At 35.0% G+C, this 25,577-nt stretch carries 21 protein-coding genes, 1 other RNA gene and 1 pseudogene; 15 read left to right on the top strand and 8 right to left on the bottom strand.

The genetic code is table 11. The features are described from left to right. Window positions 1–304 precede the first annotated feature (304 nt). The gene (gene recJ / locus G577_RS0105550; RefSeq protein WP_028790350.1) at window positions 305–2,602 is read left to right on the top strand and encodes a single-stranded-DNA-specific exonuclease RecJ; all 2,298 of its coding nucleotides are present in this window, start codon (window positions 305–307) and stop codon (window positions 2,600–2,602) included. A 58-nt stretch (window positions 2,603–2,660) separates the two neighbouring features. Next, the gene (locus G577_RS0105545; protein ID WP_028790349.1) at window positions 2,661–3,173 is read left to right on the top strand and encodes an adenine phosphoribosyltransferase; all 513 of its coding nucleotides are present in this window, start codon (window positions 2,661–2,663) and stop codon (window positions 3,171–3,173) included. A gap of 201 nt (window positions 3,174–3,374) precedes the next feature. Here the strand turns inward: G577_RS0105545 and G577_RS0105540 are convergent, their stop codons facing one another. Together G577_RS0105540 and lexA are read right to left on the bottom strand one after the other, a co-directional pair. After that, entirely contained in the window at window positions 3,375–3,569 is a 195-nt protein-coding gene (locus tag G577_RS0105540) for a hypothetical protein (protein WP_028790348.1), read from the bottom strand. 123 nt (window positions 3,570–3,692) lie between these two features. Then, window positions 3,693–4,310, bottom strand: coding sequence for a transcriptional repressor LexA (lexA, locus tag G577_RS0105535; RefSeq protein WP_038023107.1), 618 nt, complete (start codon window positions 4,308–4,310; stop codon window positions 3,693–3,695). A gap of 140 nt (window positions 4,311–4,450) precedes the next feature. Between lexA and G577_RS0105530 the strand changes: the two genes are divergently transcribed. The 5 genes from G577_RS0105530 to G577_RS0105510 all read left to right on the top strand — a co-directional run bounded on the left by G577_RS0105530 (window position 4,451) and on the right by G577_RS0105510 (window position 9,394). Next, complete coding sequence (locus G577_RS0105530) at window positions 4,451–4,693, top strand: DUF896 family protein (RefSeq protein WP_028790346.1); 243 nt, start codon at window positions 4,451–4,453, stop codon at window positions 4,691–4,693. Window positions 4,694–4,797: 104 nt separating this feature from the next. After that, on the top strand, window positions 4,798–6,792 hold the full coding sequence (gene tkt / locus G577_RS0105525) for a transketolase (RefSeq protein WP_028790345.1): 1,995 nt from the start codon (window positions 4,798–4,800) through the stop codon (window positions 6,790–6,792). Between the two features lie 251 nt (window positions 6,793–7,043). Then, the gene (locus G577_RS0105520) at window positions 7,044–7,922 is read left to right on the top strand and encodes a glucosaminidase domain-containing protein (RefSeq protein ID WP_028790344.1); all 879 of its coding nucleotides are present in this window, start codon (window positions 7,044–7,046) and stop codon (window positions 7,920–7,922) included. A 256-nt stretch (window positions 7,923–8,178) separates the two neighbouring features. After that, the gene (locus G577_RS0105515) at window positions 8,179–8,613 is read left to right on the top strand and encodes a Fur family transcriptional regulator (RefSeq protein WP_169357984.1); all 435 of its coding nucleotides are present in this window, start codon (window positions 8,179–8,181) and stop codon (window positions 8,611–8,613) included. Window positions 8,614–8,683: 70 nt separating this feature from the next. Beyond that, window positions 8,684–9,394 (top strand): DnaD domain protein, encoded by a 711-nt coding sequence (locus G577_RS0105510; RefSeq protein ID WP_028790342.1) that lies wholly within the window; start codon window positions 8,684–8,686, stop codon window positions 9,392–9,394. Window positions 9,395–9,450: 56 nt separating this feature from the next. Here G577_RS0105510 and G577_RS11090 read toward each other — a convergent pair whose 3' ends face one another. Then, complete coding sequence (locus G577_RS11090) at window positions 9,451–11,922, bottom strand: PBP1A family penicillin-binding protein (RefSeq protein ID WP_038023119.1); 2,472 nt, start codon at window positions 11,920–11,922, stop codon at window positions 9,451–9,453. Between the two features lie 2 nt (window positions 11,923–11,924). Further along, window positions 11,925–12,542 carry a Holliday junction resolvase RecU gene (gene recU / locus G577_RS0105500; RefSeq protein WP_028790341.1) on the bottom strand — a complete coding sequence of 206 codons (618 nt, stop codon included), beginning with the start codon at window positions 12,540–12,542 and terminating at the stop codon, window positions 11,925–11,927. Between the two features lie 61 nt (window positions 12,543–12,603). Here recU and G577_RS0105495 point away from each other — a divergent pair, with 61 nt between their 5' ends. The 4 genes from G577_RS0105495 (at window position 12,604) to G577_RS0105485 (ending at window position 15,314) form a co-directional block, all read left to right on the top strand. After that, window positions 12,604–13,155, top strand: coding sequence for an SLOG family protein (locus G577_RS0105495; RefSeq protein WP_038023122.1), 552 nt, complete (start codon window positions 12,604–12,606; stop codon window positions 13,153–13,155). 70 nt (window positions 13,156–13,225) lie between these two features. Then, a complete protein-coding gene (gene gpsB / locus G577_RS0105490) occupies window positions 13,226–13,699 on the top strand; it encodes a cell division regulator GpsB (RefSeq protein WP_028790339.1) in 474 nt (157 codons plus the stop codon). A 13-nt stretch (window positions 13,700–13,712) separates the two neighbouring features. Then, window positions 13,713–14,094: RNase P RNA component class B (gene rnpB / locus G577_RS11790), an RNA gene on the top strand. Window positions 14,095–14,171: 77 nt separating this feature from the next. Then, window positions 14,172–15,314 (top strand): THUMP domain-containing class I SAM-dependent RNA methyltransferase, encoded by a 1,143-nt coding sequence (locus G577_RS0105485; RefSeq protein ID WP_028790338.1) that lies wholly within the window; start codon window positions 14,172–14,174, stop codon window positions 15,312–15,314. A gap of 258 nt (window positions 15,315–15,572) precedes the next feature. Here G577_RS0105485 and G577_RS0105480 read toward each other — a convergent pair whose 3' ends face one another. Both G577_RS0105480 and G577_RS0105475 read right to left on the bottom strand, forming a co-directional pair. Beyond that, a complete protein-coding gene (locus G577_RS0105480) occupies window positions 15,573–15,935 on the bottom strand; it encodes a hypothetical protein (RefSeq protein WP_156095923.1) in 363 nt (120 codons plus the stop codon). A 168-nt stretch (window positions 15,936–16,103) separates the two neighbouring features. Beyond that, window positions 16,104–16,766: a hypothetical protein gene (locus G577_RS0105475; protein WP_028790336.1), complete on the bottom strand. Its 663-nt coding sequence runs from the start codon at window positions 16,764–16,766 to the stop codon at window positions 16,104–16,106. An 842-nt stretch (window positions 16,767–17,608) separates the two neighbouring features. On the opposite strand from G577_RS0105475, the gene G577_RS0105470 reads away from it, so the two are divergent. The 4 genes from G577_RS0105470 to G577_RS0105455 all read left to right on the top strand — a co-directional run bounded on the left by G577_RS0105470 (window position 17,609) and on the right by G577_RS0105455 (window position 22,970). Beyond that, a complete protein-coding gene (locus tag G577_RS0105470) occupies window positions 17,609–19,327 on the top strand; it encodes a Na/Pi cotransporter family protein (protein ID WP_038027636.1) in 1,719 nt (572 codons plus the stop codon). A gap of 286 nt (window positions 19,328–19,613) precedes the next feature. Beyond that, on the top strand, window positions 19,614–20,144 hold the full coding sequence (locus G577_RS0105465) for a DinB family protein (RefSeq protein ID WP_028790334.1): 531 nt from the start codon (window positions 19,614–19,616) through the stop codon (window positions 20,142–20,144). 238 nt (window positions 20,145–20,382) lie between these two features. After that, window positions 20,383–21,153, top strand: a complete 771-nt coding sequence (locus tag G577_RS0105460; RefSeq protein ID WP_028790333.1) for a hypothetical protein — start codon at window positions 20,383–20,385, stop codon at window positions 21,151–21,153. Between the two features lie 446 nt (window positions 21,154–21,599). After that, window positions 21,600–22,970 (top strand): M20/M25/M40 family metallo-hydrolase, encoded by a 1,371-nt coding sequence (locus G577_RS0105455; RefSeq protein ID WP_081675731.1) that lies wholly within the window; start codon window positions 21,600–21,602, stop codon window positions 22,968–22,970. Between the two features lie 68 nt (window positions 22,971–23,038). On the opposite strand, the gene G577_RS11085 is transcribed toward G577_RS0105455, so the two are convergent. Together G577_RS11085 and G577_RS11080 are read right to left on the bottom strand one after the other, a co-directional pair. Then, complete coding sequence (locus G577_RS11085) at window positions 23,039–25,039, bottom strand: BCCT family transporter (protein WP_081675730.1); 2,001 nt, start codon at window positions 25,037–25,039, stop codon at window positions 23,039–23,041. Between the two features lie 340 nt (window positions 25,040–25,379). Continuing rightward, a pseudogene (locus G577_RS11080) lies at window positions 25,380–25,577 on the bottom strand (ISLre2-like element ISTeha1 family transposase); the annotation flags it as partial.

The raw sequence follows: 25,577 nt of genomic DNA, 5'->3' as shown, positions 1-25,577 counted from the left end.
TCATGAAGGTGCGTTTAAAGGGCAAATGGGCGAAGGAAAAGCGAAAAGTGCCCCTTTAGGCCAATTCGCCAAAGGATTAAACCAATTAATAATGACCCCGAATTATCTCTAATAAAAACTTGTTTTTGTTAGAGATAATGAGGGCAAACCGAACGAAAGTGAGGTTGAAAATAACTTCGTGTCTGCCCCAAAAGACGGTTTTTTTATTCAACCTCAATAAACTTGACACATACCAAGTGATGTCCTTTCTTTGCTTCTTTACTTAGGTTTGATATAATACAGTGTTGTGGTTAGGAGTGGTTACTTGAAACAAGCAAATTATCATTGGCAATTTCCTGAGATGGCAGAACTGCCTCAGAAATTTATTAGTCAATTAAAAAATGAAAACATGCCATTATTTTTAGGTCAGCTTTTATGGCAACGTGGAATAAAAAGTGCAGAAGCAATCAAAGCTTTTTTTCATCCATCACTTGATCATCTTTATGACCCTTTTTGGTTATTTGGTATGGAAAAAGCTATAACAAGGGTTCAAAAAGCGCTAGAAAATGAAGAAAAAATTTTAATTTATGGCGATTATGACGCTGATGGGATTACTAGTACCTCTCTTATGAAGGAAACGTTAGAACTTTTAGGTGCTGACGTTTGTTATTATTTACCCAATCGATTCAAAGATGGTTATGGGCCTAATATAGAAGTATATAAAGAAAAGATTGCTGCCGGTGTTGGGCTAATTTTAACAGTAGATAATGGCGTTGGAGGAAGTGAAGCGATTGATTTTGCTAATAGCCAAGGAGTAGATGTTATTGTAACTGACCATCATGAACTTCCTCCAAGTTTACCCAATGCCTATGCGATTATTCACCCTCGTCATCCTGAAGGTCGATATCCTTTTGGCGAGTTAGCCGGCGTAGGTGTTGCTTTTAAATTCGCTTGTGCTTTACTTGATGAAGTCCCTACTGATTTTTTAGATTTGGTAGCTATTGGCACAGTTGCTGACATGGTTTCATTAACGGACGAAAATAGGGCACTCGTGACTTTTGGTTTACAAGCTTTAAAACAAACACAGCGGATTGGTTTACTGGAGTTATTAAATGTAAGTCAAATTTCATCTGAAGCAATGGATGAATCAACCATTGGGTTTGCCATTGCACCTCGATTAAATGCTTTAGGACGCTTAAAAGACCCTAATGAAGCAGTAGAATTGTTGACAACTTTTGATCAAAGTAGAGCTCGCCATTTGTCTGAACAGCTTGACCAAGTAAATAATGAAAGAAAAACTCTTACGCAAGAGATTACCGAAGAAGCTATACAACAAATTGAACCAGACAAAAAAATTCAAATTATTAGTGGACAAAATTGGCACGAAGGTGTGCTCGGTATTGTAGCCGGAAACATCGCTCAAAAGGTGGGTCAACCGACAATTGTTTTAACCTCTACGCAAGAAGGTCTATTAAAAGGTTCTGGTCGTAGTGTAGATTCGGTTAATCTTTTTAAACTTTTGGATCAAGTTCGAGAATTAATGACCAGCTTCGGAGGTCATCATGCGGCTGTGGGACTCAGTATAACAAGGGAGAGTCTATCTTATTTTACTGAAAAGGTTAATGAAATTTTAGATACGAGTCAAATTCAACCTATAAATAATTTAGCTATTGATACGATTCTAAGTTTAGCTGACGTTAGTTTACAACATATTGAAGCGCTACAATCGTTAGCTCCCTTTGGAATGGACAACCCTTTACCTTATGTTTTATTTAAAGACTGCACTGTGATAAATACTCGTGCTGTCGGAGCAGATGGTAAACACTTGAAACTATCTATAAAAGATGATTCGCAAGTAAACGTGGAAGGCATTGGTTTTGGTTTTGGACCAGATATTGCAGAATTTCAGAGCGAACCTGCTGATATTGTAGGACAATTATCCATTAACGAATGGAATCATAAACGAATTCCGCAGATTATGTTAAAAGATTATCGTATTAATTATATGCAAGTGTTCGATTACCGCTCTAAAAAATATTGGAAAAATTTATCTTTTATAGAGCCTACGTTATTTGTTAGCTTTTCTGATAAGGAAGCGACAGAGTTAAGTCATAAAACTGACCAACCTGTTGTAACGTATAAAGATCAAGAATCTTTTCTTGCTACAATTAAAGATATGACTTTCCAACAGATGGTATTGATAAATTGCCCAATTGATTTACAAGAGGCTAAAAATGCCATTCATATCGCTCGTGTTTCGCGTGTCTTTTTCATATGCTTAGCAAAAGACGAGGCTTATCTAGATGGAATGGGTACGAGAGAACAATATGCAAAATTATTTCAATTCATTAGCAAACAGCAACGAGTTGATGTAAGATACAAGTTATCGCTTGTTGCACAACACTTAGATATTCCTGAAAATTTATTGGCTTTTATGATCCAGGTGTTTTTTGATCTAGGATTTGTTACAATAAAGGATGGGATGATGAATCAAGTGGAAAGTCCAAAATCACAAGCATTGTCGGAAAGTCAAACTTATCAAAAGCGTTTGAGTAAGATTAAAACAGAGGAGTTTTTATTATTAAGTGATTTACCCACTTTAAAGCATTGGTTATCAACATAAAAATGACGGTATAGAATTTAAATAAGTATTTTAAGCGCGTCTATTAGGAGGAAAACGAGTGAAGTTAGAAGATTATATTGCAAGCATTCCTGATTATCCTGAAAAAGGGGTTACTTTTAGAGATATTTCACCACTTATGGCAGATGGTAAAGCATTTCGTACAGCAGTTAATGAAATTGTGGAATATGCCGATAAAAAACAAATTGATATGGTAGTAGGTCCAGAAGCTCGCGGATTTATTGTTGGCTGTCCAGTTGCGTATGAACTAGGGGTTGGATTTGCTCCTGTTCGTAAGCCAGGAAAATTACCCCGTGAAACAGTTGAAGTAACGTATGATAAAGAATATGGAGAAGACACCTTAACTCTTCATGAGGATGCTATTACTCCTGGACAACGCGTTCTTGTTTGTGATGATCTATTAGCAACTGGTGGTACTGTAAAGGTGACAATCGATTTGATAGAAAAATTAGGAGGAACCGTGGTTGGCTGTGCTTTTCTAATTGAATTATTAGATTTACATGGAAGAGATAAAATTGAAGATTACGAAATACGCACTTTATTAGATTATTGAGATAAACTAGCAAAAAATGTCGCTTTTCCCAAAAGTGGAAAAGCGACATTTTTTGTACCCATTGCCTATGTTACTTTATTTGATCCAGTGTATTTAGTTTTTTTGTTAGCCATATCAAAAATAAGTAACCTCCGAAAACTAACAATAATATAAATTAAATCTATAGTAATTAAAAACAAATAAAATACAATGGCTAAAAGGCTATGTTTTCGTTTGATAGTGATGCGTTTGGTGTTTATATTCTATTTGTGTATTTTTTTCATCATCCCAAAGTAGTAACCATAAGGTAATTAAAGGACTAACAAACAAAGCAGAAACAAAGAAACCAAATTGACCAATAGTGATACCAATTAATAATACAGCAATAATAAATCCAAAACGACGAGTTCCTTTCATAATGTTCTCATCCTTTCTTTATGCGAACTAACGTTTGCATTTTTATTATACGAATCTTTGTTCCCTTTGTAAAGAAAAAAATAAAAAGATCTTCATTTTTTTGAAGATCTCACTAATTTTGTGCTAAAAATGGCGATAAAGCCCAACGACTTCTCCTAATATTTTAACTATTGGCAAGATAATAGGTTCCATAAAATCATTTTCTGGTTGTAAACGAATGTGATCTTTCTCTCTATAAAACCTCTTACAAGTGGCTTCGTCTTCTTCTGTCATCGCAATAACAATATCCCCATTTTCGGCAGAGTCTTGTTTTCTAACAATTACCTGATCTCCATCTAAAATCCCGGCATTAATCATACTTTCTCCTCGAATAGTTAACATGAATAAATGTCCATCTTGAGTTGTTAAATGAGGAGGAATCGGAAAATAATCTGAAGCCTCTTCTATCGCTAAGATTGGTTCACCAGCAGTCACTGTTCCTAACATAGGGATGCTTTCCTGTTGGATTCCAATTGCTTCCAAGCCCAAGTTAGTTAACTCAATCGCTCTTGGTTTTGTGGGGTCACGCTGTATAAGCTTCTTTTTTTCCAATCGCGCTAAATGACCATGAACTGTTGAAGTAGAAGATAGACTCACACCTTCTCCGATTTCTCTGACAGTTGGAGGATAACCTTTTTGATTGACACATGTATGAATAAATTTTAGTATTTCAGTCTGTCGGTTCTCTGTACGTTTCGCCAAAATTAACACCTTCTCTCTCTTGTTAATTAAAGTTTAGCATAATGTAATGAAAACTTCAAACAGACGTTCGCCTTTGATTTATTGTTTATAATTGTTTTTTGAGTTCTTCTTGTGTAAGATGGAAAAAGGAGGGACATACAATGATATCAGATGAAAAGATTAATCGTATTAATGAACTAGCAAAAAAGAAAAGAAAACAAGGTTTAACAGAGGACGAGCAAGAAGAACAAAAAGATTTGAGACAAGAATATCTATCAGAATTTCGTGGTGGCATGAAAAAACACATTGAAGGGATGAAAGTCGTGGACCCTGAAGGAAAAGATGTCACTCCTGAAAAGCTGAAGAAAATTCAAAAGAAAAAAGGAATACATGACCGTAAGTAAAGAGACATTGTATCCCTTTTCAAATTTAGTTGAAAATTAAATCGTTATCTTTTATAATTAAATAGAAATAAAAGTAAAATTAACCTAAATAGGAGGCGTTTGTATTGTTTGATGAGATTGATGAACTAGGGGTTAATACGCTGCGAACATTAAGTATTGACGCTGTTCAAAGTGCGAACTCAGGACACCCCGGGTTACCTTTAGGGGCCGCACCTATGGCTTATGCTTTATGGACAAAGTATATGAAAGTCAACCCAAAAACTTCTAGAAATTGGATTGATCGTGATCGTTTTGTTTTGTCTGCTGGACATGGTTCAGCATTATTGTATAGCTTATTACATTGTTCAGGTTACGATGTTTCTATTGAAGATTTAAAAAATTTCCGTCAATGGGAAGGTCATACGCCTGGTCATCCAGAAGTTGGAGAAATTGATGGCGTAGAAGCAACTACAGGACCTTTAGGCCAAGGCTTAGCTATGGCTGTAGGTATGGCTATGACTGAAGCTCATTTAGCTGCTCAATATAATAAAAAAGATTTTCCTATTATTGATCATTATACTTACGCATTGGCTGGTGACGGGGATCTAATGGAAGGTGTTTCGCAAGAAGCTTCTTCTTTAGCAGGTCATTTACAATTAGGAAAGTTGATTGTCTTTTATGATTCCAACGATGTTTCTTTAGACGGCCCTACGGCTAAAGCGTTTACTGAAAATGTAGGGAAACGTTATGAAGCTTACGGATGGCAGTATTTATATGTCGAAGATGGAACGGACATGGAAGCTATCGCAAATGCGATTGAAGAGGCTCAAAAGAATACCTCACAGCCTACATTCATTGAAGTAAAAACCGTAATTGGTTTAGGTTCGCCAAAAGAGGGGACTTCAGCTGTTCACGGTGCAGCGTTAGGTGAAAAAGGTGTTACAGCGGCTAAAACATTCTTTGGTTGGGATTTTCCAGAATTTACTGTACCAGAAAAAGCGGCCCAACGATTTAAAGAAACGATGATTGATCAAGGCGAACAAGCCGAAGCAGAATGGAACGATTTATTTGCCGCTTACGAAAAAAGTTATCCCGAAGAAGCTGAACAATTAAAGAAGGCTTTTGCTGGAGAGTTGCCTGAAAGTTGGGAAGAAAACTTACCAAAATATGAAGTAGGCAGCGAATTGGCAAGTCGTAAGTCTAGTCAAGAAGTTATTCAAGAAATTTCAAAAGCTGTTCCTTCTTTCTGGGGGGGTTCTGCTGATCTATCTTCCTCAAATAATACGATGGTCTCCGCGGATAAAGATTTTGCTGTGGATCAATATGATGGACGTAACATTTGGTTTGGAGTTCGTGAATTTGCGATGGTTGCTATTATGAACGGAATCCAATTACATGGTGGTTCACAAGTTTATGGTGGAACATTCTTTGTATTTAGTGATTATTGCCGTCCTGCTTTGCGTTTAGCAGCTATTCAACAATTACCTGTGACTTATGTGTTTACCCACGATTCTATTGCTGTAGGGGAAGACGGCCCGACTCATGAACCAGTAGAACAACTTGCTAGTTTGCGTGCTATGCCTAATATGAGCGTTATTCGTCCAGCAGATGGCAATGAAACGCGTGCAGCTTGGAAATTAGCTATGCAAGCTCAAACACATCCAACGATGTTAGTGTTAAGTCGTCAAGGCTTACCAACTTTATCAGGTACAACTGAAAACGCAGAAGAGAACGTGGCTAAAGGCGGATATGTTATCTCTTCGCAAAAGGGAAATAGACCTGATGGTATTTTAATTGCTACAGGTTCTGAGGTTCATTTGGCAGTTGAAGCTCAAGAGCAATTAGCAAATGAGGACATTGATGTTTCTGTGGTTTCTTTACCAAGTTTTGATCGATTTGAACAACAAAGTGAAGCTTATAAAGAATCGGTATTACCAAGTGGGGTAACGAAACGCTTAGGTATTGAAGCAGGTTCTTCCTTTGGTTGGCACAAATATGTTAAAGACAATGGAGCATTATTAACGATTGATCGTTTTGGTGCATCAGCTCCAGGCAGTAAAGTATTAGAAGAATACGGATTTACTGTAAATAATGTCGTATCTATTTTTAAAACAATGTAAGGAATAATTAAGTATAGAGCCAGTCTTTATGAATGGCTCTATACTTATTTTTTTGGCTATATCAAAGACTTTTTGAAGTTTTAAAAAAGTCTTTGGTTGTTACGTCAGTGTTTTTGAGACTTTCAAAAAAACTTTTAAAAGAAATTAGGTAAAAGATATTGTTTTATTTTATTTTTTAGCATACAATATTTTTTATAGAAATCTTAATTTTTTTAGTAAAGTTTTTTAAAAGTCTTTTGAAGGAGGATGCTATGGTCTACCAAACACGAAGTGCTCGTCATCAGAAAAAAGCAACACTTAATAAGAAATTCAATAAGAAAACGGTGTTATCTCTTGTAGGTACAGGTTTAGTTCTTGCTCCAACGACAACAGTTTTGTTTCCGCAAGAAAGTTATGCTGAACAACATCAGGTTTCAGAATCAGAGGCTTCTTATCTGATTAATCAAATTAGCTCTTCAGCACAACAAATTGCAGATAGTAACGACTTATATGCTTCAGTTATGATTGCTCAAGCATTGTTAGAAAGTGGTAATGGTAGTTCTTCTCTTTCTTCTTCACCTACACATAATCTCTTTGGGGTGAAGGCTTATGGCCAAGAACCTTCTGTTTGGTTATCTACACAAGAGTATATAGATGGTGAATTTGAAACGATGAATGAACCGTTTAGGATTTATGGTTCTTATGAAGAATCTCTGCAGGACCATGCGGCGCTTCTGAAAAGTTCAAGCTATTCTTCTGGGACACCACATTATCAAGGAGTATGGAAGAGCCAGACAACAGATTATACCGAGGCTACCGCTTTTCTTACAGGAAGATATGCGACAGACCCTGATTATGGACAAAAGCTAAATTCTTTAATTGAAACCTATAATTTAACGCAATTTGATACACCAGGGCAATCAAGCAATTTTTTTGAATCTCAAACTAATTATGAAACAACGGAAGATACTGTCAACGAAGATGTTGAAGAAAGCGCAACTTCTGATGGAACTAGTGCGACTTATACGGTTCAACAAGGAGATACCTTATGGGATATTGCGCAAAACCATGGAATAAGTTTGGATGAATTAATGGCAAATAATGGGTTAAATAGTGGGTCAGTTAGTATTGGCCAACAATTGATTGTTTAAAAAAATAGTTTAATAAAAGCACTAATAAAAGGTAAGACCAATTTTTTTGATAATAAAATATCCGAACTATATTTGATGTGCTTGCTTTTTGCCGTTTGTTAGCAATGAGAAACGACATAATTGCAAGAGTAATCTTTTTATAGTCCGGATATTTTGTCTTGTTCTTATTTTTCAAATTTCTTTTGCTTTAGGGAAAAATGCTAGAAAAATAAACAAATACATAGTATTATGAAAATAATAGAAATTGGAGGGGGTTCTGTTGAGAAGTTTTGAAGAAGCATTGCGACGTTTAAAAGATGAAAATATCCGTGTTACGTCACAGCGTAAAGCGATTTTAGAATTTTTGGCTTACTCAAATGAACACCCTACTGCTGAGACAATTTATCAAGCTATTGCAGGTAAATTTCCGGGGATGAGCGTGGCTACTGTTTATAATAATTTGAAGCTTTTTACTAAAATTGGTTTTATTAAAGAACTAAGTTACGGGGACGCTTCTAGCCGTTTTGATTTTTGTACTGAGCCGCACTATCATGTTATTTGTAAAAGATGTGGCCAAATTGCTGATTTTCATTACCCTAATTTAGAAGATGTAGAAATGGCTGCTAGTAAATTAACTGGCTATGATGTTGAAGATCATCGTTTAGAAGTTTATGGCTTTTGCCCAAAGTGTCAGGCAGAAATTATTAAATAATTGTCAAGAAGCTGTTTTCCTTTAACTTAAAGAAACAGCTTTTTTAACTAGAGTAAAAAGGGAGTATTTCATGATTTCATTACGAGATTATTTAAAGAGCGGACAAACAACACTTTCCAATCTTTTGATCGAAAATTATCGAAAATTGGGCTTAACAAATGACGAATTTATCTTGTGGATCCAGTTATATAAATATCACGAATTAGGCAATGACTTTCCTGATTTAACAACTATTGCAGTAAATATGGATTGCAAGCAACAGGATATTTATTATTTATTAAATCAATTGGTTGAAAAACAAGTTATTACTATTGAATCAGAAAAAAATTCTCAAGGCATTAGAAATGATTTTTATGATTTTTCAGCAGTATTTAACAAATTAGAAACGTTGCAAAAACAACAAAAAAAACAGGCTGAGGAAATAAATCATGAGCAAAAAGTTCAATCTTTATATCAAATGTTTGAAAAAGAATTCGGTCGCGCATTATCACCTATTGAGTATCAACGAATTGGCCAATGGATTGAAGAAGATGAATATAGCCCAGATTTAATACAGTTAGCTTTAAAAGAAGCTGTACTAAACCAAGCTTATAGTTTGAATTATATTGACCGCGTTTTACTTTCTTGGGAGAGAAAAAATATTACAACTGAGCAACAGGTAGAAGAAGAGCAAAAAAGACGAAAAAGAAAAATGTTAAATAAAGAAACGACTCGAAGTGAAAAAGAATTGCCGAATGTTTCTTTGCATAATTGGTTAGAAGAAGACAATAATGATCAGTAAAATATAAAAAAGAGGAAGAGCTTATTTATGCTCTTCCTCTTTTTTTGAGACTATCTTCACTCAGAATTCTCTTCTTCTTGCTCGGGTTCGGGCTCAGGAGGAGATTCGTCCTCAGAGCCTCCGTCATTATTATCACCAGTACCTTCATTACCACCTTCACTATTTCCACCAGTGTCTTCTCCAGTTTCATTTTCATTACCGTCATTACCTCCGGTGTCAGAAGGCTCACTTTCTGGTGGGGGCCCCTCTTCTTCAGAAGACGAAGGTTCTTCTTCTGGTTCACTACTTGGTGGTGTACTTTCATCTTCAGAATCAGACGAAGATCCTTCTTCAGAAGATGAAGGTTCTTCTTCCGGCTCACTGCTTGACTCAGAGGTTGTTTCTTCTTCGGATGAAGAAGGTTCTTCTTTCGAGGTCGAAGAAGGAGCTTGTGAAGAAGGCGTAGAGGAAGATGAGGGTTCACTTCTTCGACTTCTTCTTGGTGTTTGTTGTGAGGAAGAAGGAGTATCTTCTTGTCCTCTTAAGTAAAGTTCTTTACCAATTCGTATTAATCCATTCGGCATGGTCCAATCTTCATTTTCGGCAGAAGACGAAACATATTCCATTAGTTCACGATAAACATCAGAGGCTACATGTGATGACTCACTGGTCACTGGAGTCATTTTATCATTATAACCTGTCCAGACGGCTAATGAGTAATTTGGAGTATAACCGACGAAATTAGAGTCAGGAGAAGGAGAAGAGACATTGTCTTCAAGTTCATCTAGTTCTTCCTCTGTATAATTGGAAGTTCCCGTTTTACCTGCTTGATATAAACCGGAAATTTCGGCATTTGATCCTGTTCCATCACTGTCTGAAATGACATCTTTTAATATATCAGTCACCATATAAGCTGTAGTATCTTCCATAGCTTTTTGACCTTCATCTTCAAAAGCTTCCACTTCTTCTGACCCGTCTTGATAAACAATTTTATTTACATACTGCGGTTCGTAATAAGTACCTCCATTGGCAAGGGCAGCATAAGCAGCGGCCATTTTCAAACTAGAGACACCATATTCGGATCCGTCTTGTTCGTCAACATTACTTGATATAGCGTTCGATTGGTTTAAATTCTCGTAATGAATATTTAAGTTTCCTAAGAATTCTTGAATAGACTCTGAACCTACATCTTCAAATAATTTTGCTGCTGGAATATTTCTGGAGCGTACTAAAGCTTCACGTAAAGTCATAGATCCCATATAGGAGTTATCCCAGTTAGTAATTTGCGTATCGCTACCAGTATAAGAATAAGGTTCATCGACAATTGTTCTAGCTGTAGAATATTGTTTAAATTCAAAGGCTGGTCCGTAGTCCACAATAGGTTTTACGGTAGAACCAAAATCTCTTGAAGTGTTTACAGCTAAATTATTTCCTAAAATAGTTCCTTCTTCAATATTTCTCCCACCAATTTGTGCTTTTACTTGTCCAGTGTCGGGTTCAATTAAAGTTGAAGCTACTTGCATTTCTTCATCAGGATAATCAACATACTCATCCGAATTTACAATGTCATACAATCGCTTTTGGGCATCTTCGTCTAAGTTTGTATAAATGTTAAGTCCATCTCGATAAACATCTTTCCCAGTTTTTTCTTCCACTTCGTTAATGACTTCTTTGATATAGTTATCATAGTATTTGCGATCATCGTCTTCTTCTTCAAGTTCTTGTAAACCATCATCGATAGCTACACTTGAAGCGTCTTGGTATTCTTGTTGTGTAATTTTCTCATTATCTAACATGGTGTTTAAAACGGTGTCTCGACGTTCTTTGGCTTCTTCTTGATTAACATAGGGGTCATAATAGTTCGGTGCATTCGGCATACCAGCAATTAGAGCTGTTTGAGCAAGAGAGAGCTCATTTAATGATTTTCCATAAAAAGCTTGAGAGGCTGTCTGCATGCCATAAAATCCATTTGACATATATACTTTATTTATATAATAAGTTAAAATTTCTTGCTTAGATCGCTGACGCTCTAATTTAACTGCAAGCCAAGCTTCTTGTGCTTTACGTCTTAATGTTTGATCTTCTTCATTAGTTGAAAAATAAGAAAGCTTTATCAATTGTTGTGTTAATGTGCTACCACCTTGTTTACCACCAGTTGTAACGTTGGAAAAAGCGGAACCTACAATTCTTATCGGATCAACGCCTATGTGGTTATAAAAACGACGATCTTCGATTGATACGATAGCATCTTCTAGTTGCTGAGGAATATCAGTAGGCGAAATTTTTTCTCGATTTTGCAAGCCAATATCCTGAAATATTTCTCCATCAGCAGCATAAAGTTTAGAAGAGACCGTTGCATCTAGTTCTTCTTCATTTAAGGAAGGTGCGTCTTTGGCATAGAATACGAATAAACCCGCACCAGCAATTAAAATAACACAAACAATAGTGAATAAAGCGATAAAAATTTTAAGTATAATAGATCCAATTCCACGATTTTTGGGACCTTTTTGTTGATATCGACTGACTCGTGAATTTGATTGGTTTGCCATGTTTAGAGTTTCTCCTTTGTTTGTAAATGCTGATCCACTGCCTCTAAATAAGGAATACGTGGTGCGATTTTGGGTTGGATCTCAATGGCATTTTTTTCTATAACAGTTAGTGGTAATGATTTTTTTTGCGCTTGGTTACGCCAATAATCAATGAGCAACTCACTATCTAGAAAAAAGCAACGTTTTAATGTAGAAAACCATAATAACACAAAGCATACGCCGTTTTGTTTAATACACTTTTCCATGTGTGTAATTTGATGTTCATGGAAATTTTTAAAAGGAAATGACGTTTTGTTTTTCGTTTCCTTTGCTTCAAAATCGACATAAAACCCTTTGTATACTCCATTATAATCGGTTGTAGATGGTTCTTTAAAATAGGCCTCCTTAATAACAGCAGCACTTCTTTTTGGATAATCCACTTTTACGACCTGTAAAGGTAGAGGCTTTTTATGTACTACAGCAAGCCCATGATTAAGATAATATTGGTTGCTTTGGTTAATTGCTTCTTCAAAACGCATTCCGCGATTAGCGAAACTTGTTGACTTAGCTTCTTCTTGCATTTTTTGTTTTGACGTATCATTATAATGGTTAGGGTGACCATTAGGGTAATGAAAGACCATGATTCTCACACTCCTGAGCTATATTATACCAAAAAGACAAAAAGAAAGAAAAGGTAATATTATGCAGAACATACATACATTAATCGTTACTGGATACAGAAGCTTTGAATTAGGCGTTTTTCAAGAAAATGATCCTAAAGTAAAAGTTATTAAGAAAGTTATAAAAAATACGCTAGAACAGTATTTAAACGAAGGATTAAGCTGGGTTTTGCTAGGAGGTAATTTAGGAGTAGAACTTTGGTGTGGTCAAGTTGTTGAAGAATTAAAAGTAGATTACCCAGAATTAAAATTTTCCCTTATTTTCCCTTACTTAGAATTTGGAAATCAGTGGAATGAAACAAATAAAGCTGCTCTACAAAAAGTAGTGGAACAGGCTGATTATGTGGATACTGTTAGTCATTTTCCTTATAAAAACCCTAGTCAGTTAAAAAATCATACGCATTTTTTGCTTACACATGCAGATGGAGCAGTTATTATATATGATGACGATTATACAGGAAAGACTTCTTATTTTTTACATGATGCGAATGAGTATGCTAGTGAGCATGTCTTTTTAATTCATCAAATTACAATGGATGATTTACAAGAAGCAGTTTTTGATGATTCTGTTTGATTTATTCGTTTTTTTTGGATAGAATAGACATGAGAGAAGAATTAGCACAAACAATTAATGAGGTGGAAAGATGGCAAATACAACATACACTCCCAAAGATATCTTACAACAAGAATTTAAAACTAAAATGCGTGGTTATGATCCTGTTGAAGTGGACGAATTTTTAGACAGTGTAATTAAAGACTATGAAGCTTACAATAAAGAAATTTTAACATTACAAGAAGAAAATGATCGTTTAAATGCCAAAGTAGGGCAATTGAGTAAAGGCCAAGCTACACAATCACGTCAACAGACAGAATCAACACCAAGAAGTCAAACAGTTACGAATTTTGATATTTTAAAACGTTTGTCTAATTTAGAAAAAGAAGTTTTTGGTAAAAAGCTAGATCAAGAAGTAAACAATGAGTCACGTTATGCTCAAACAGATGAAACTTATAATGACTCAGACAATACGCAAACTAGCAATACACGATCAGCTGGCGGTCGGGTAGATACAAATCGCCCAGCTGATGACGATGATTTAGAAAAAACTCGTCAATTTTAAGTAAACCATTGTGGTTTTCGGATAATCGCGGTTTGAGTTAATCAAACTGAGGAAAGTCCATGCTCACACAGTCTGAGATGTCTGTAGTGTTCGTGCTCAGCGAAAAAATAAGCTGAGGTATTTCTTTATAGAGATAACGGCAGGAAAAACGGCTAAGGTGTATGTCTACATTAGGCTCGAGTATCCTTGAAAGTGCCACAGTGACGAAGCAATAGGAGAAATCTTATTGTTGGAACGCGGTAAACCCCTCGAGTGAGCAACCCAAACAAAAAGGTAGGGGCACTTTTTGCGGCGAAATGAAACGCTAGCAAAAAGACAGTATTTATTGTAGATAGATGATTATCTAAGTTATTTTGCTCCCTGTAAAATAACTGGACAAAACATGGCTTATAGAAAACCACAATAAGCAGGGAAAAAATCCTCCCCAAGGGGAGGATTTTTTATTCATAAAGTAATGACTTTGGAGGAAATTATGAGAGACAACCCACATTTTAATTTAATAGCTACAGCAGCAAGTGGCTTAGAAGCACTAACTGGAAAGGAACTGCGAAATTTAGGAATCGACTGCCAAGTTGAAAACGGGCGAGCTCGCTTTGAAGGAACAATAGAAACGATAGCGCAGACAAATTTATGGTTGCGTACTGCTGATCGAGTAAAGATTGTAATAGGAGAATTTGATGCTTATAGTTTTGATGAATTATTTGAAAAAGTCAAAGCTTTACCTTGGGAAGAGTATCTTCCTTTAGATGCTAATTTTCCAGTAGCTGGCAAGTCTATTAAATCTAAACTATATAGCACGCCAGATTGTCAAGCAATTACGAAAAAAGCGATCGTAGAGCGTTTAAGAAGTTATTACCATCGTCCGCAAAATTTGCCCTTTACAGAAACTGGCGCATCCTATCAATTAGAAGTTATTTTACGTAAAGACCATGTGATGCTTTTATTAGATACTACCGGGCCAAGCTTGTTTAAGCGTGGTTATCGTTTGGAAAAAGGAGGCGCGCCATTAAAGGAAAACATGGCTGCAGCTCTTGTAAAGTTGACGAATTGGTATAATGATAAACCATTTGTCGATCCAGTGTGTGGTTCAGGGACGTTATGTATTGAAGCGGCATTAATTGGACATCAAATTGCTCCTGGCTTTAATCGGGAATTTTCTTGTGAACAATGGGAATGGGTTCCAAGCGAGGTATTTGAACATGCGCGTCATCAGGCAGAAGAGACAGCTGATTATGATGTTAAGTTAGATATTACAGGCTATGATATTAATGGTGAAATGATCGATATTGCGCGTGCAAATGCTAATGAAATAGGATTGGGAGATTCAATTACGTTTAAACAACAAGCATTAAAAGACTTTAGTACTGAAAAAGAAAAGGGCGTAATTGTCGCTAATCCACCTTATGGTGAGCGTTTAGGCGAAGAAAATAGTACACAAAAGCTTTACGAAGAAATGGGAAAAATATTTCAGCCCTTAACAACATGGAGCAAGTATATTTTGACTAGCGATTTAGCATTTGAAGATTATTATGGACAAAAAGCGACGAAAAAAAGAAAACTATATAATGGCTCATTACGTACAGATTACTTCCAGTATTGGGGACAACGCAAATAAAAAAGACTTGTGCCATAAGCCCTATTAATAGTAAAATATCCGAACTATAGTATAGAGCAATTGTTTTTGCGGTTACTCGTCACAGAAAATATTGCTCCTGCGGTTTAGCAAAACCTTATTGCAAATCCGCAACGATGAGCAAATTCATCTAATTATAGTTCGGCTATTTTTATCTTAATTTTATTTATGTCACGCGTCTTTTTTATACTTTCTAAATTTTGGAATATAGAAACAATTATGCAATTTTAATATTATTCATCAATCGATTTTACTAAGCTCCTGGACTAACTCATCATTATCAAAATTTACTAAGATAAAGGATGTCTCCTCTTCATCTGTAAAATATCTCCATAAGTATCCATTATCATCTATCTCATCTGGAATACCAAGATAATCTTGGACAAATTGGGAATCAATGTCTTCTGTTGTTTCGTTGTGTTCATTTTCCAATTCTGCAAAATTATCATTTAAAGTTGCTTTGCCATTTGAGTAATCCTCAGAAAAAGGTGTGATTAATATCCCTTCTCTGAGAGTATCTAGTGGCTCCATGTTAATAGCCAGACCGATTAAAACAATAACCCCTATTAAATATCCAATGATGGCATATATAAAATGTTTCATTTCATTATTATATACATACAATTAGCTGTACTACTTTTGTCTATAAAATATTGAAGCTTTCATCAAAATACCTGTTTACGAATATCTCATTAATTGGTTATATGGACAGATACAATGGTTACACTCTCATTAACTTTGGAATTTAAAACATGAAAATGTGACATAGTTTTAACCCATCCCATTAAATAGCATCCATATACTTACCATTGTTTGTTCGATGAAGTTGCTGCCCAAATAGGGGAGAGTAAATAGGATAATTAAAACTAATACAATTGCATATATATTGGCCACTTTTTTGTGATCATGTTTCACATAATATTTAACCAATAATACCAAACGAGAAATATATATGATTATAGATAAAATGATGATTAGTGAACCGCCTAATGTTATATAGGGTCTGAACGTTTCTAAGTATGAATAAAAATATAAACCGATGCTGTATAACAAAAAAGTTGAAATCCAAATAACTGTATGGTCAGTCAATATTTTTTTAAAGCTTCTTACTGTCTCACTAAGTTTTTTGTTCAAAAAATAAATGATGAGAATATTGATCAGCATGACTGGAACCAAAAGTAAATGCATTAATAAACCGAAAAACACGACAATTATCCCCATACTGGCATATTCTTCATACCCTGTGTATGTTAAAAAAATAGGAATATAAGCTACATACAAAAGAAAAGTTGAAATAAGAAAGATTAGCAAAAATAAAACGATATTATTCGTAATAGATAAATGGCTGTTATCTTTGATCGTTCGATTTGGTTGAGTAATTGATTCTTTGAAAAAAGGAATCATATCTTTTTGTTCTGATTTAAACTGATTCATAAGACCACCTTCGCTTTGTTTAGAAATTATGTAGTAAGTTGATTATGTTCAACAAAATATCTTTTAAAAAGTATTAAACAATGCTTTATGATACATATAAACTTAGGTGGAAGGCTCTATTATTATAAGAAAAATCGGTTTCTTACTTAAGAGCGTACCATGTTTTTATTTTAATAGAAAGCTTCTTCGGTTAACTTTAACCAGCAAAAAATTACATGAGAGTTTATACTTAGAGAATAAACTGCATTATAATAAAATATACGCTATATTGATTTTCATTTCAGTAAAAAGTGGTAAAAACGCTCTCTAAATTTACAGATATAGAACTTGATCGAACCGCACCGAGTTTTGAGCTAAATAAGCACATAAGAATGACAAAGTAGTGGTGTTAAAATATTATAAGCCCACTAGTTTTGAAAAATAAATAAAATATAGGCTTATTGTTAATTATTCACTTGATTTAGTAAGTCTATCTCCAATTAGTATGGAATACGAAAGTTGTATGTCGCATAACTTTAATATACAATATAATACAAAGAATCAGGATATCTTAGATTCATTTAGGAAAGATATAGAATCGTGGTGTCTTTTGCCAAAAGTATTAAATTTAATGACGTAATTGAAAAATGCATCTTCATGTTTCTGATAATCAGTTCATGTATTTAAAACATACGAAAACATGTGGTGTGAAAATTATCCAGCTTGGTTATAGTGTAAGTTAGGTTTCTAAAAACTTCCTCATTTTCGAGCTTTTTTATAAAAATGTCCTTTAATTTTGGTTAAAGGTTTTTTAAAATAAACGGTGGAACAAAATCTGTAACTAGTTTTATGACATGCAAAATATGGAGGTAAACGTATTGGATGTACAACAAATTATATTTCAATTCGTAGGAGGAATTGGAATTTTCTTATTCGGATTGAAATATATGGGGGATGGACTGCAAAGAACTGCTGGAGATAACTTGAGAAGTATTTTAAATACATTTACTTCTACTCCTTTAAGAGCGGTTTTAGCTGGCGCTGCTGTTACTGCACTTATACAAAGTAGTACAGGTACTACGGTCCTTACTGTTGGGTTAGTCAGCGCAGGCTTTATAACGTTAACTCAAGCTATTGGCGTTATTATGGGAGCTAATGTTGGTACAACCATTACAGCATTTATTATTGGTTTGAACATTAGTGATTATGCTTTGCCTATTATTGGTATAGGAGCTTTATTTTTGTTTTTCTTTAAAAGTCAATTTACTAGCAGTATTGGACAAGTTATTTTTGGCTTTGGCGCTTTATTTTATGGATTAGATCTCATGGGGAATGGGCTTGAGCCATTGCAACATCTCCAAATATTTAGTGATTTAATGGTTTGGTTATCTGATAATCCATTTTTAGGTATTGTTACGGGGTCAATTATGACGTTTGTTCTACAAAGCTCTTCTGCAACTATAGGTATTTTACAACAATTATTTTCTCAAGGTGCTATGACTATAGAAGCTGCTTTACCGATTCTTTTTGGGACAAATATAGGAACAACATTTACTTCCGTTCTTGCTGCAGTGGGAGCTAGTCTTGCTGCTAAAAGGACATCTGCAGCTCATGTTATTTTCAATGTACTGGGAACGATTATTGTAATGCTAGTTCTTAGTCCTTTTACTAGTGTGGTAAATATGATGGCTAGTGCTTTTAACTTAAATCCTGAGTTACAAATTGCTTTTGCTCATGGGGTCTTTAACTTATTATCTGTAGGTGTTTTAATATGGTTTACTCCGCAGTTGGCTAGACTTGTGAGTAGGGTTATTCCTGGTGAAGAAGATACAATTGAAATGTATGAGCCCAATTTAGATTATTCGTTAATTCAAAGATCCCCAGCGATTGCGTTAGATCAAACCAAGCATGAAATCATTCAATTGGGGAAATTTGTGTTAGAAGAATATAACTCGATGTTTGATTATTATCTTAATCAAAATAAAAAAAGTTATGATCACGTACTTAAAATAGAAGATGTAGTTGATCGTATAGACATTCAGATTACAGAATATTTGATGTATATTTCAGTAGAAGACCTACCGATGAGAAATTCCAATGAACATGCTCAAATGGGCGAAATAGGAAAATATTTAGAACGTATGGGGGATCATACAGAAAACATTTTAAAAAATATTGAAGAAGTTAATGATGCTGAGAAAGCGCAAAAGAAGAATGGAAAAATAGAAGATGAGAATATACTGTACAATGAGAATTTAATTGAATTATTTCATTTAGTTAAACAAAATATTGAAGAAGCTCTACAGGCTTATGAAGAAGACAATCATTCTATTGCTGGAAAAGTTATCAAAAGAGAAAAAGATGTGAATGATTTGGAAGAAAGCATCCGAAGGACCTATATTTCTAATCTAAATAAAGGTATCGGAAAACCTTCCGATGGTATTTTATTTGTTGATATTGTTTCTAACCTCGAGCGTATATCAGATCACTCGGTTAAAATTGCCAGACATAGCTTAGGCATAAGATATCCATTTACAAGACAAGTTATGAATGCAAAAGGTGAAAAATTTGTAAACTCATAAAATGAACATATGATTCGCTAGGTATGTGGGTTATACTCTTTTTGAGATTGACTTTTGAAAGTCAATCTCAAAAAGAGTTTTTTTAATGACAGAATTTAAGAGCACTTGCATTTTTTGAAGAAGTATTTTTTTGGATCAATACCTTTGTACAAAAATTAAATTTTTCATCGAAGGAGGTAAATAGTTGGAGGTTGGAAATTTTGCGGAATACATAAATTATGACAAATACGTACCGCAAGGTTGTTTTGTATTGTAGCTTTACTAGAATAGAAAGAAGAGGATGAACATGATTGAAAGTAATAATGTACTAATAGATAATATCAAGTTTCAATTTGGTATTTCTAAACAACTTCTTGATTATCATCTTTCGACGCTAAGCCAAGAAGAATATTTGTGGCGTTCACCTAACTGTAGATTGTATATCCAAGAAATAGATGGAAAGTGGTATGCGAATTTTCCTGAAAACGAAACGTATGATATTGGAACCCCGGGTATTGCTTGGATATTATGGCATATAACGTTCTGGTGGGAAATGGTGCTCAATCATTCTTTTGGTGATGGCACACTCACAAAGGAACAGATAAATGTTTATAAAGATGTAGAAGCGGTTAAATTAAACATTTATTTTCTAGTAGAAAGATGGGAGAAAATATTAAATCGTTTAACGGAAGAAGAACTATATAGTAAACGTTATAGTAAATTTCCCTTTAATAAAGAAGTGGAATTTCATAAGGTAGCTTCCTGGCTAAATTTTGAACTAATGAAGAACGCTTCTGAAATTGGTTATGTTCGATTTGAATATGCCTCTAATTTGTAACGAGAATAATGCGAGTAATTCATATAAAATTTTTATACTTTGTAGCAAAGTTGTTTTTTTATAGCGTTTTCTTTGTTAATATAAAAGAAAATGAGAAGATTTAGGTATAATGTTAGTGAAACGAAGGATTGTTGATGAGGAAATTGATGTACTTGTAAATCATCTAGATTTTTAATTCTTTAAAGGACTTTTTTAGATACCGACTGGTTTGTGAAAACTATATGAAGAAGGGATAAGAGTGGAAAAAGAGAAAACAATAACTAATAAACTGTTTGATAAAAATCCAGTCGACATGGCTTTTTTCTTACAAAAGATCAACGGCGGGAAATTAGAACATTATATGCAATTCTTTCTTTTCAAGTGGATAACTGAAGGGAAAATAAGAGTGATCGCGCTAGAAAATGATCTGTTGATCAAAAAAAGACATACGACGGTTTTTTTCTTAGAAAATGGAATGTATGAGGGAGAAACAATTGAAAATTTACTATGGAATATTTTGTTGGAAAACACGGATGAAGAAAACAAAATCACAGACCAACAAATGAAAAATCTAGTGAAAACGAATGCCATGTTTTTTATTCCATTAGGCAATAAACTGACCATGGATTCTCAGGATTACCTAATAAAAAATGGTTATCTGAATGAAAAAGAGCAGAGCTTGTTTCACTTTAAATGGAAAAAAAGCCAAACGAATACCGCACAAGGGAACCAATTGTATGATCAATTGTTGAAGCAGTTTCGTTATTTAGAAGAAGCCATCGGTCATAATTTAAGGACACAAAAAGAGATCGATTTTTCAGAGGAGTACTTAAGTTGGATTAGTCTGTTTGGTTTGGCAGACAAGTTTAATAAACAAATCTACAAAATATCTACTCAGCAGCCATCAGAAGTAAAGCAGATTTCTCGATTAATAGGAAGCTATACAAATCTAGCTGCATTTATAGATGCTTTTTCAATCGGTTTTTCTTACGCCAAGAATTCCGTTGGTCCCAAGAAGAGCTGCTGTTAAAGTGAAGTATAAATTTGTACTAGAATTAAGTAATTATGGTAGGTAACTCGAGAAAAGACATTTTTTCATTCTATTAAGAGCTTATTATAGCATTAGAAATCTTTAATGAAATAGATTACCTCAAGGAAAAGGGCAAAAGAATAAATATTTTTGATAAAAGGCTAGAGTGAACCCTAGTCTTTTTTTATGGAAATTTTTTATGATTAGTTAAGGATGGCATCGCTTTGACAAATTAAGCAAACAGTCGAAACTGAGCAAGCATTTATGGAAAATAAAGGAGAGACCAGAACATATAGTAATAAAAATGAACTAAAGAAAGCTATACTAGTAATACAAATTCATTTTGGCGTTGACACTTTCTTTCAATTGGCGTAATCTTGAAAATATATTAAATTTTCTAACTATTTGAATTTTAATAGGAAAGGTACTATTGAAGGAGTGAGTATATGAGTCAAATTAGCGAGAACGAACTAAAACGTATTTCAGACAAAAATATGGAACGTTTTTATGATTACTTGCGATTAGAATCGGTTTCAGCACAAGGAAGACAAATTAAGCAAACAGCCGAAGCTGTACAAGCGTTGATTGAAAACACTGGGGGCGAGTCGAAAGTTTTAAAACTAGAAGGGGCTCATCCGGTTGTTTATGGTTTTTTTGAAGCTGGTCCAACGGGTGATTCAGAAAAAACGTTGCTATTTTATGATCACTATGATGTACAACCAGAAGATCCCTTAGATGAATGGCGCACAGAACCGTTTGAACCTACTGTAAAAGAGGGCATTTTATATGCGCGTGGAGTTTCCGATAATAAAGCCAATTTGATGGCTCGTATTAATGCAATTGAAGCGTATAAAAATACAGAAGGGGGGTTACCAGTTAATGTTAAATTCTTTGTTGAAGGTGAAGAGGAAATTGGTAGTCCACATGTAGATGATTATCTTAAAACTTACGCTGATTTATTTGCCGCAGATGTTTGTATTTGGGAAGCTGGTAGTAAAGATTCTGACGAACGTTTAGGAATTTCGGCAGGAATTAAAGGAATTGCTTATTATGAGGCCCGTGTGACTAGCGCAGATATTGACATGCACTCATCTTTAGCAGCTATTGCGGATAATTCAGCGTGGCGTTTAGTCCAAGCCTTAGCAAGTATGCGAAACGTAAAAAACGAAATTACAGTCGATGGTTTTTATGACATGATGACACCACCAACAGAACTTGAAAAGAAAGTGTTGGCTGAAATGCCGTTTGATCCTGATGCTAGTAAGCAAAACTATGGATTGAAACACTCCTTAATTACAGACCAATTGACCTATTCACCAGAAGAAGCTTTGGTTTTTTATCCTACTTTAACGATTAGTGGTTTATTATCTGGGTATACGGGTCTTGGGACTAAAACGATTTTACCTAGACAAGCGCTGGCTAAAATCGACGTCCGTTTAGTTCCTGGCTATGAACCTGATAAAGTAACGAAACTACTAAGAGAGCACTTAGATAAAAATGGTTTTGAGGATGTTGAATTAGAGTTACTTACTTCGGTTATGCCGTTTAGAACGAATCTAGAGGATTCTTTTGTTAAAACAGTGATTGATTCTGCGAAGAAAGTTTATGGTGAAGATAAAGTTGTTTTAGAACCTAATTCTGCTGGGACAGGCCCTATGTACGGGTTTGGGAAATATTTAAATGTACCTATCCTGGGAAGCGGTACTGAATGGGTGAAATCAGGAGCACATGCTCCGAATGAAAATATCCGTTTATCTGATTTTTATCAAGGCGTAGAGCATATGGTTGTTTTGCTTGAAAGTTATAAGGATTCTTAACAAGGAACAAAAGAGCGGCTCTTTATCTTTTTGTGATAAAGAGCCGCTCTTTTAAATTTTAAAAATTGTTAAGTACTTTCCTCACTCATTTTATTATCGTTTTCATCTGTTGTTTCTTCATTTTCTTTTTCTTGTTCTTCTTCTTGTTCTTCTTCTTGTTCTTCTTCTTGTTCTTCTTCTTGTTCATCTTCCTCAGCTAATTTGTCAGCTACATTTTCGACTAAAGCTTGGTCTTCTACGTTAGATTGAATAACATCGGTGATAATGTGATCTCTTCTAACTTTTCGTAGTCTCTCTCTAACAGCATGCTCAATTAAGAACTCTTGCCTTAGCCCTAAATATAAAGAATAGACCATAACAAGTAAGACAAGAGCAAAAGGTACACCTGTAAGAATGGAAGCCGTTTGAAGTGCAGTTAGACCGCCACCTATGAGTAATACTGCAGCAACAGCGCCTTCTATAACAGCCCAAAAAATTCGTTGAGCTAATGGGGTGTCTAATTTACCTCCTGAGGTCAAATGGTCAATGACCAGAGAACCCGAGTCAGAAGAGGTGACAAAGAAGACTGTAACTAATATTATTCCCACGATAGATAGAATTCCCGAGAATGGTAAATGATCAGCTAATGAGAATAAAGCTAAGGATTCGTCCACATTTACTACACTAGCTATGTCATTTAAGCCATTAATTTGTTGGTATAATGCAGTTCCTCCAAGTATACTCATAAATAATAAGGAGATGATAGTTGGTACAAGAACAACTCCAATAATAAATTCTCTGACCGATCTTCCTTTAGAAATTCTAGCGATAAACATTCCGACAAATGGGGACCAAGAAATCCACCAAGCCCAATAAAATAGGGTCCAGCCACCTTGCCAATTCGTATTCGTGAATGTTTCTGTCCACATACTCATTTCTACAAAGTTAGCGACATAATAGCCAAGATTTTGGGTAAAACCACTCATAATAAAGACAGTAGGGCCTACTAGTAGGACAAAAAGTGCGAAAATTCCAGCTAGTCCCATGTTGATCTCACTTAAACGTTGAACCCCTTTATCAAGGCCTAAAATAACTGAGATTGTTGCCATAGCAGTGATTACAATAATGAGTATAATTTGTACTACTGGACTTATTGTAACACCAAAAAGATGATTTAGACCAGCATTTACTTGGGAAACGCCTAAACCTAGAGAAGTTGCTAAACCTGTCATTGTCGATAAAACTGACAATATATCAATCAGGTTCCCACGCCATCCGTAAATTTTATTACCTATTAAGGGGTAGAACAACGAACGGATTGTTAATGGGAGTCCTTTATTGAAAGAAAAGAAAGCTAATCCTAATCCGACAATAGCATAAATAGCCCATGGATGAACGCCCCAATGGAAAAAGGTAGACGTTAAAGCAGCTTGGACGGCTCCTGGAGAATTTGGATCAACATTAAACAATGGAGAAGGCTCCCCTAAATGGGAAATAGGCTCTGCAACACTCCAAAAAACAAGTCCAATTCCCATACCTGCACTGAGTAGCATGGCGAACCAGCCAAATCTAGAGAATTCTGGTTTGGCATCATTACCACCAATAACAATTCTTCCATAACGACTAAAAGCAAAGAAAATACTTGCGACAATAAATACGGCTGTGGCTAAAATCATAAACCAACCTGTGTAATTCGTAGCAGCATCTAAAATATAATCGAAAACGACATTTGCTTCTTCGGAAAATATTGATAATAAAACGATAAATAATAATAAAATTATCGTTGCAGGAATCGTTACTTGTGGATGGATATCAACACCCCATCCCTTCCAATTACGTTCCCCAATTTCTTCTTTACCTTCTTCATCAAATAAAGAAACAGTAGGATTTATTTGTAGTCCTCTAAAAGGTGGGCGATTTTCGATGGCTTCTCTACGAGCTCTAGCTTCTTCTGCACGTAATTTTCTAGCTAGCTGTCGCTCTGACTCAAGCTCTGGGTTACGTTTTGACCTTGCGTCTTCTTTTTGACGTTTATGGCTTCGACTTCTTCTTGTTTGTTTTTGAGTATCGTTCTCTTTGTTTTCAGACAATATATGATTTCCTTTCTAATGAATTTTATAGAGTAGGTACCTCATGACAGTTGTTTTATCAATTAAATAAAAAAGAGAGGGGCTGCCTCTCTTTTACAAATGATACCATTCATTCATAAACAACCAAGACATAATATAATCAAAAGTATTATATCATTTTCATTCTTGTAATCAAATGTTTTAATTATTTTTGTATGTGTCAAGTTTATTGAGGTTGAAGTATGTGTCAAGTTTATTGAGGTTGAATAAAAAAACCGTCTTTTGGGGCAGACACGAAGTTATTTTCAACCTCACTTTCGTTCGGTTTGCTCTCATTATCTCTAACAAAAACAAGTTTTTATTAGAGATAATTCGGGGTCATTATTAATTGGTTTAATCCTTTGGCGAATTGGCCTAAAGGGGCACTTTTCGCTTTTCCTTCGCCCATTTGCCCTTTAAACGCACCTTCATGAGCTTGAAAATGAGGTTTTTTCTGTACCCAGCGTTTCATAGCTTGCCAACGCTTTTCTTGAGCGACGACGTCGTCCGGAAGGGCTTC

This window comes from Tetragenococcus muriaticus DSM 15685 (assembly GCF_000423785.1).
Taxonomy (GTDB): domain Bacteria; phylum Bacillota; class Bacilli; order Lactobacillales; family Enterococcaceae; genus Tetragenococcus; species Tetragenococcus muriaticus.
This window is presented reverse-complemented; position numbering and strand designations above follow the sequence as displayed.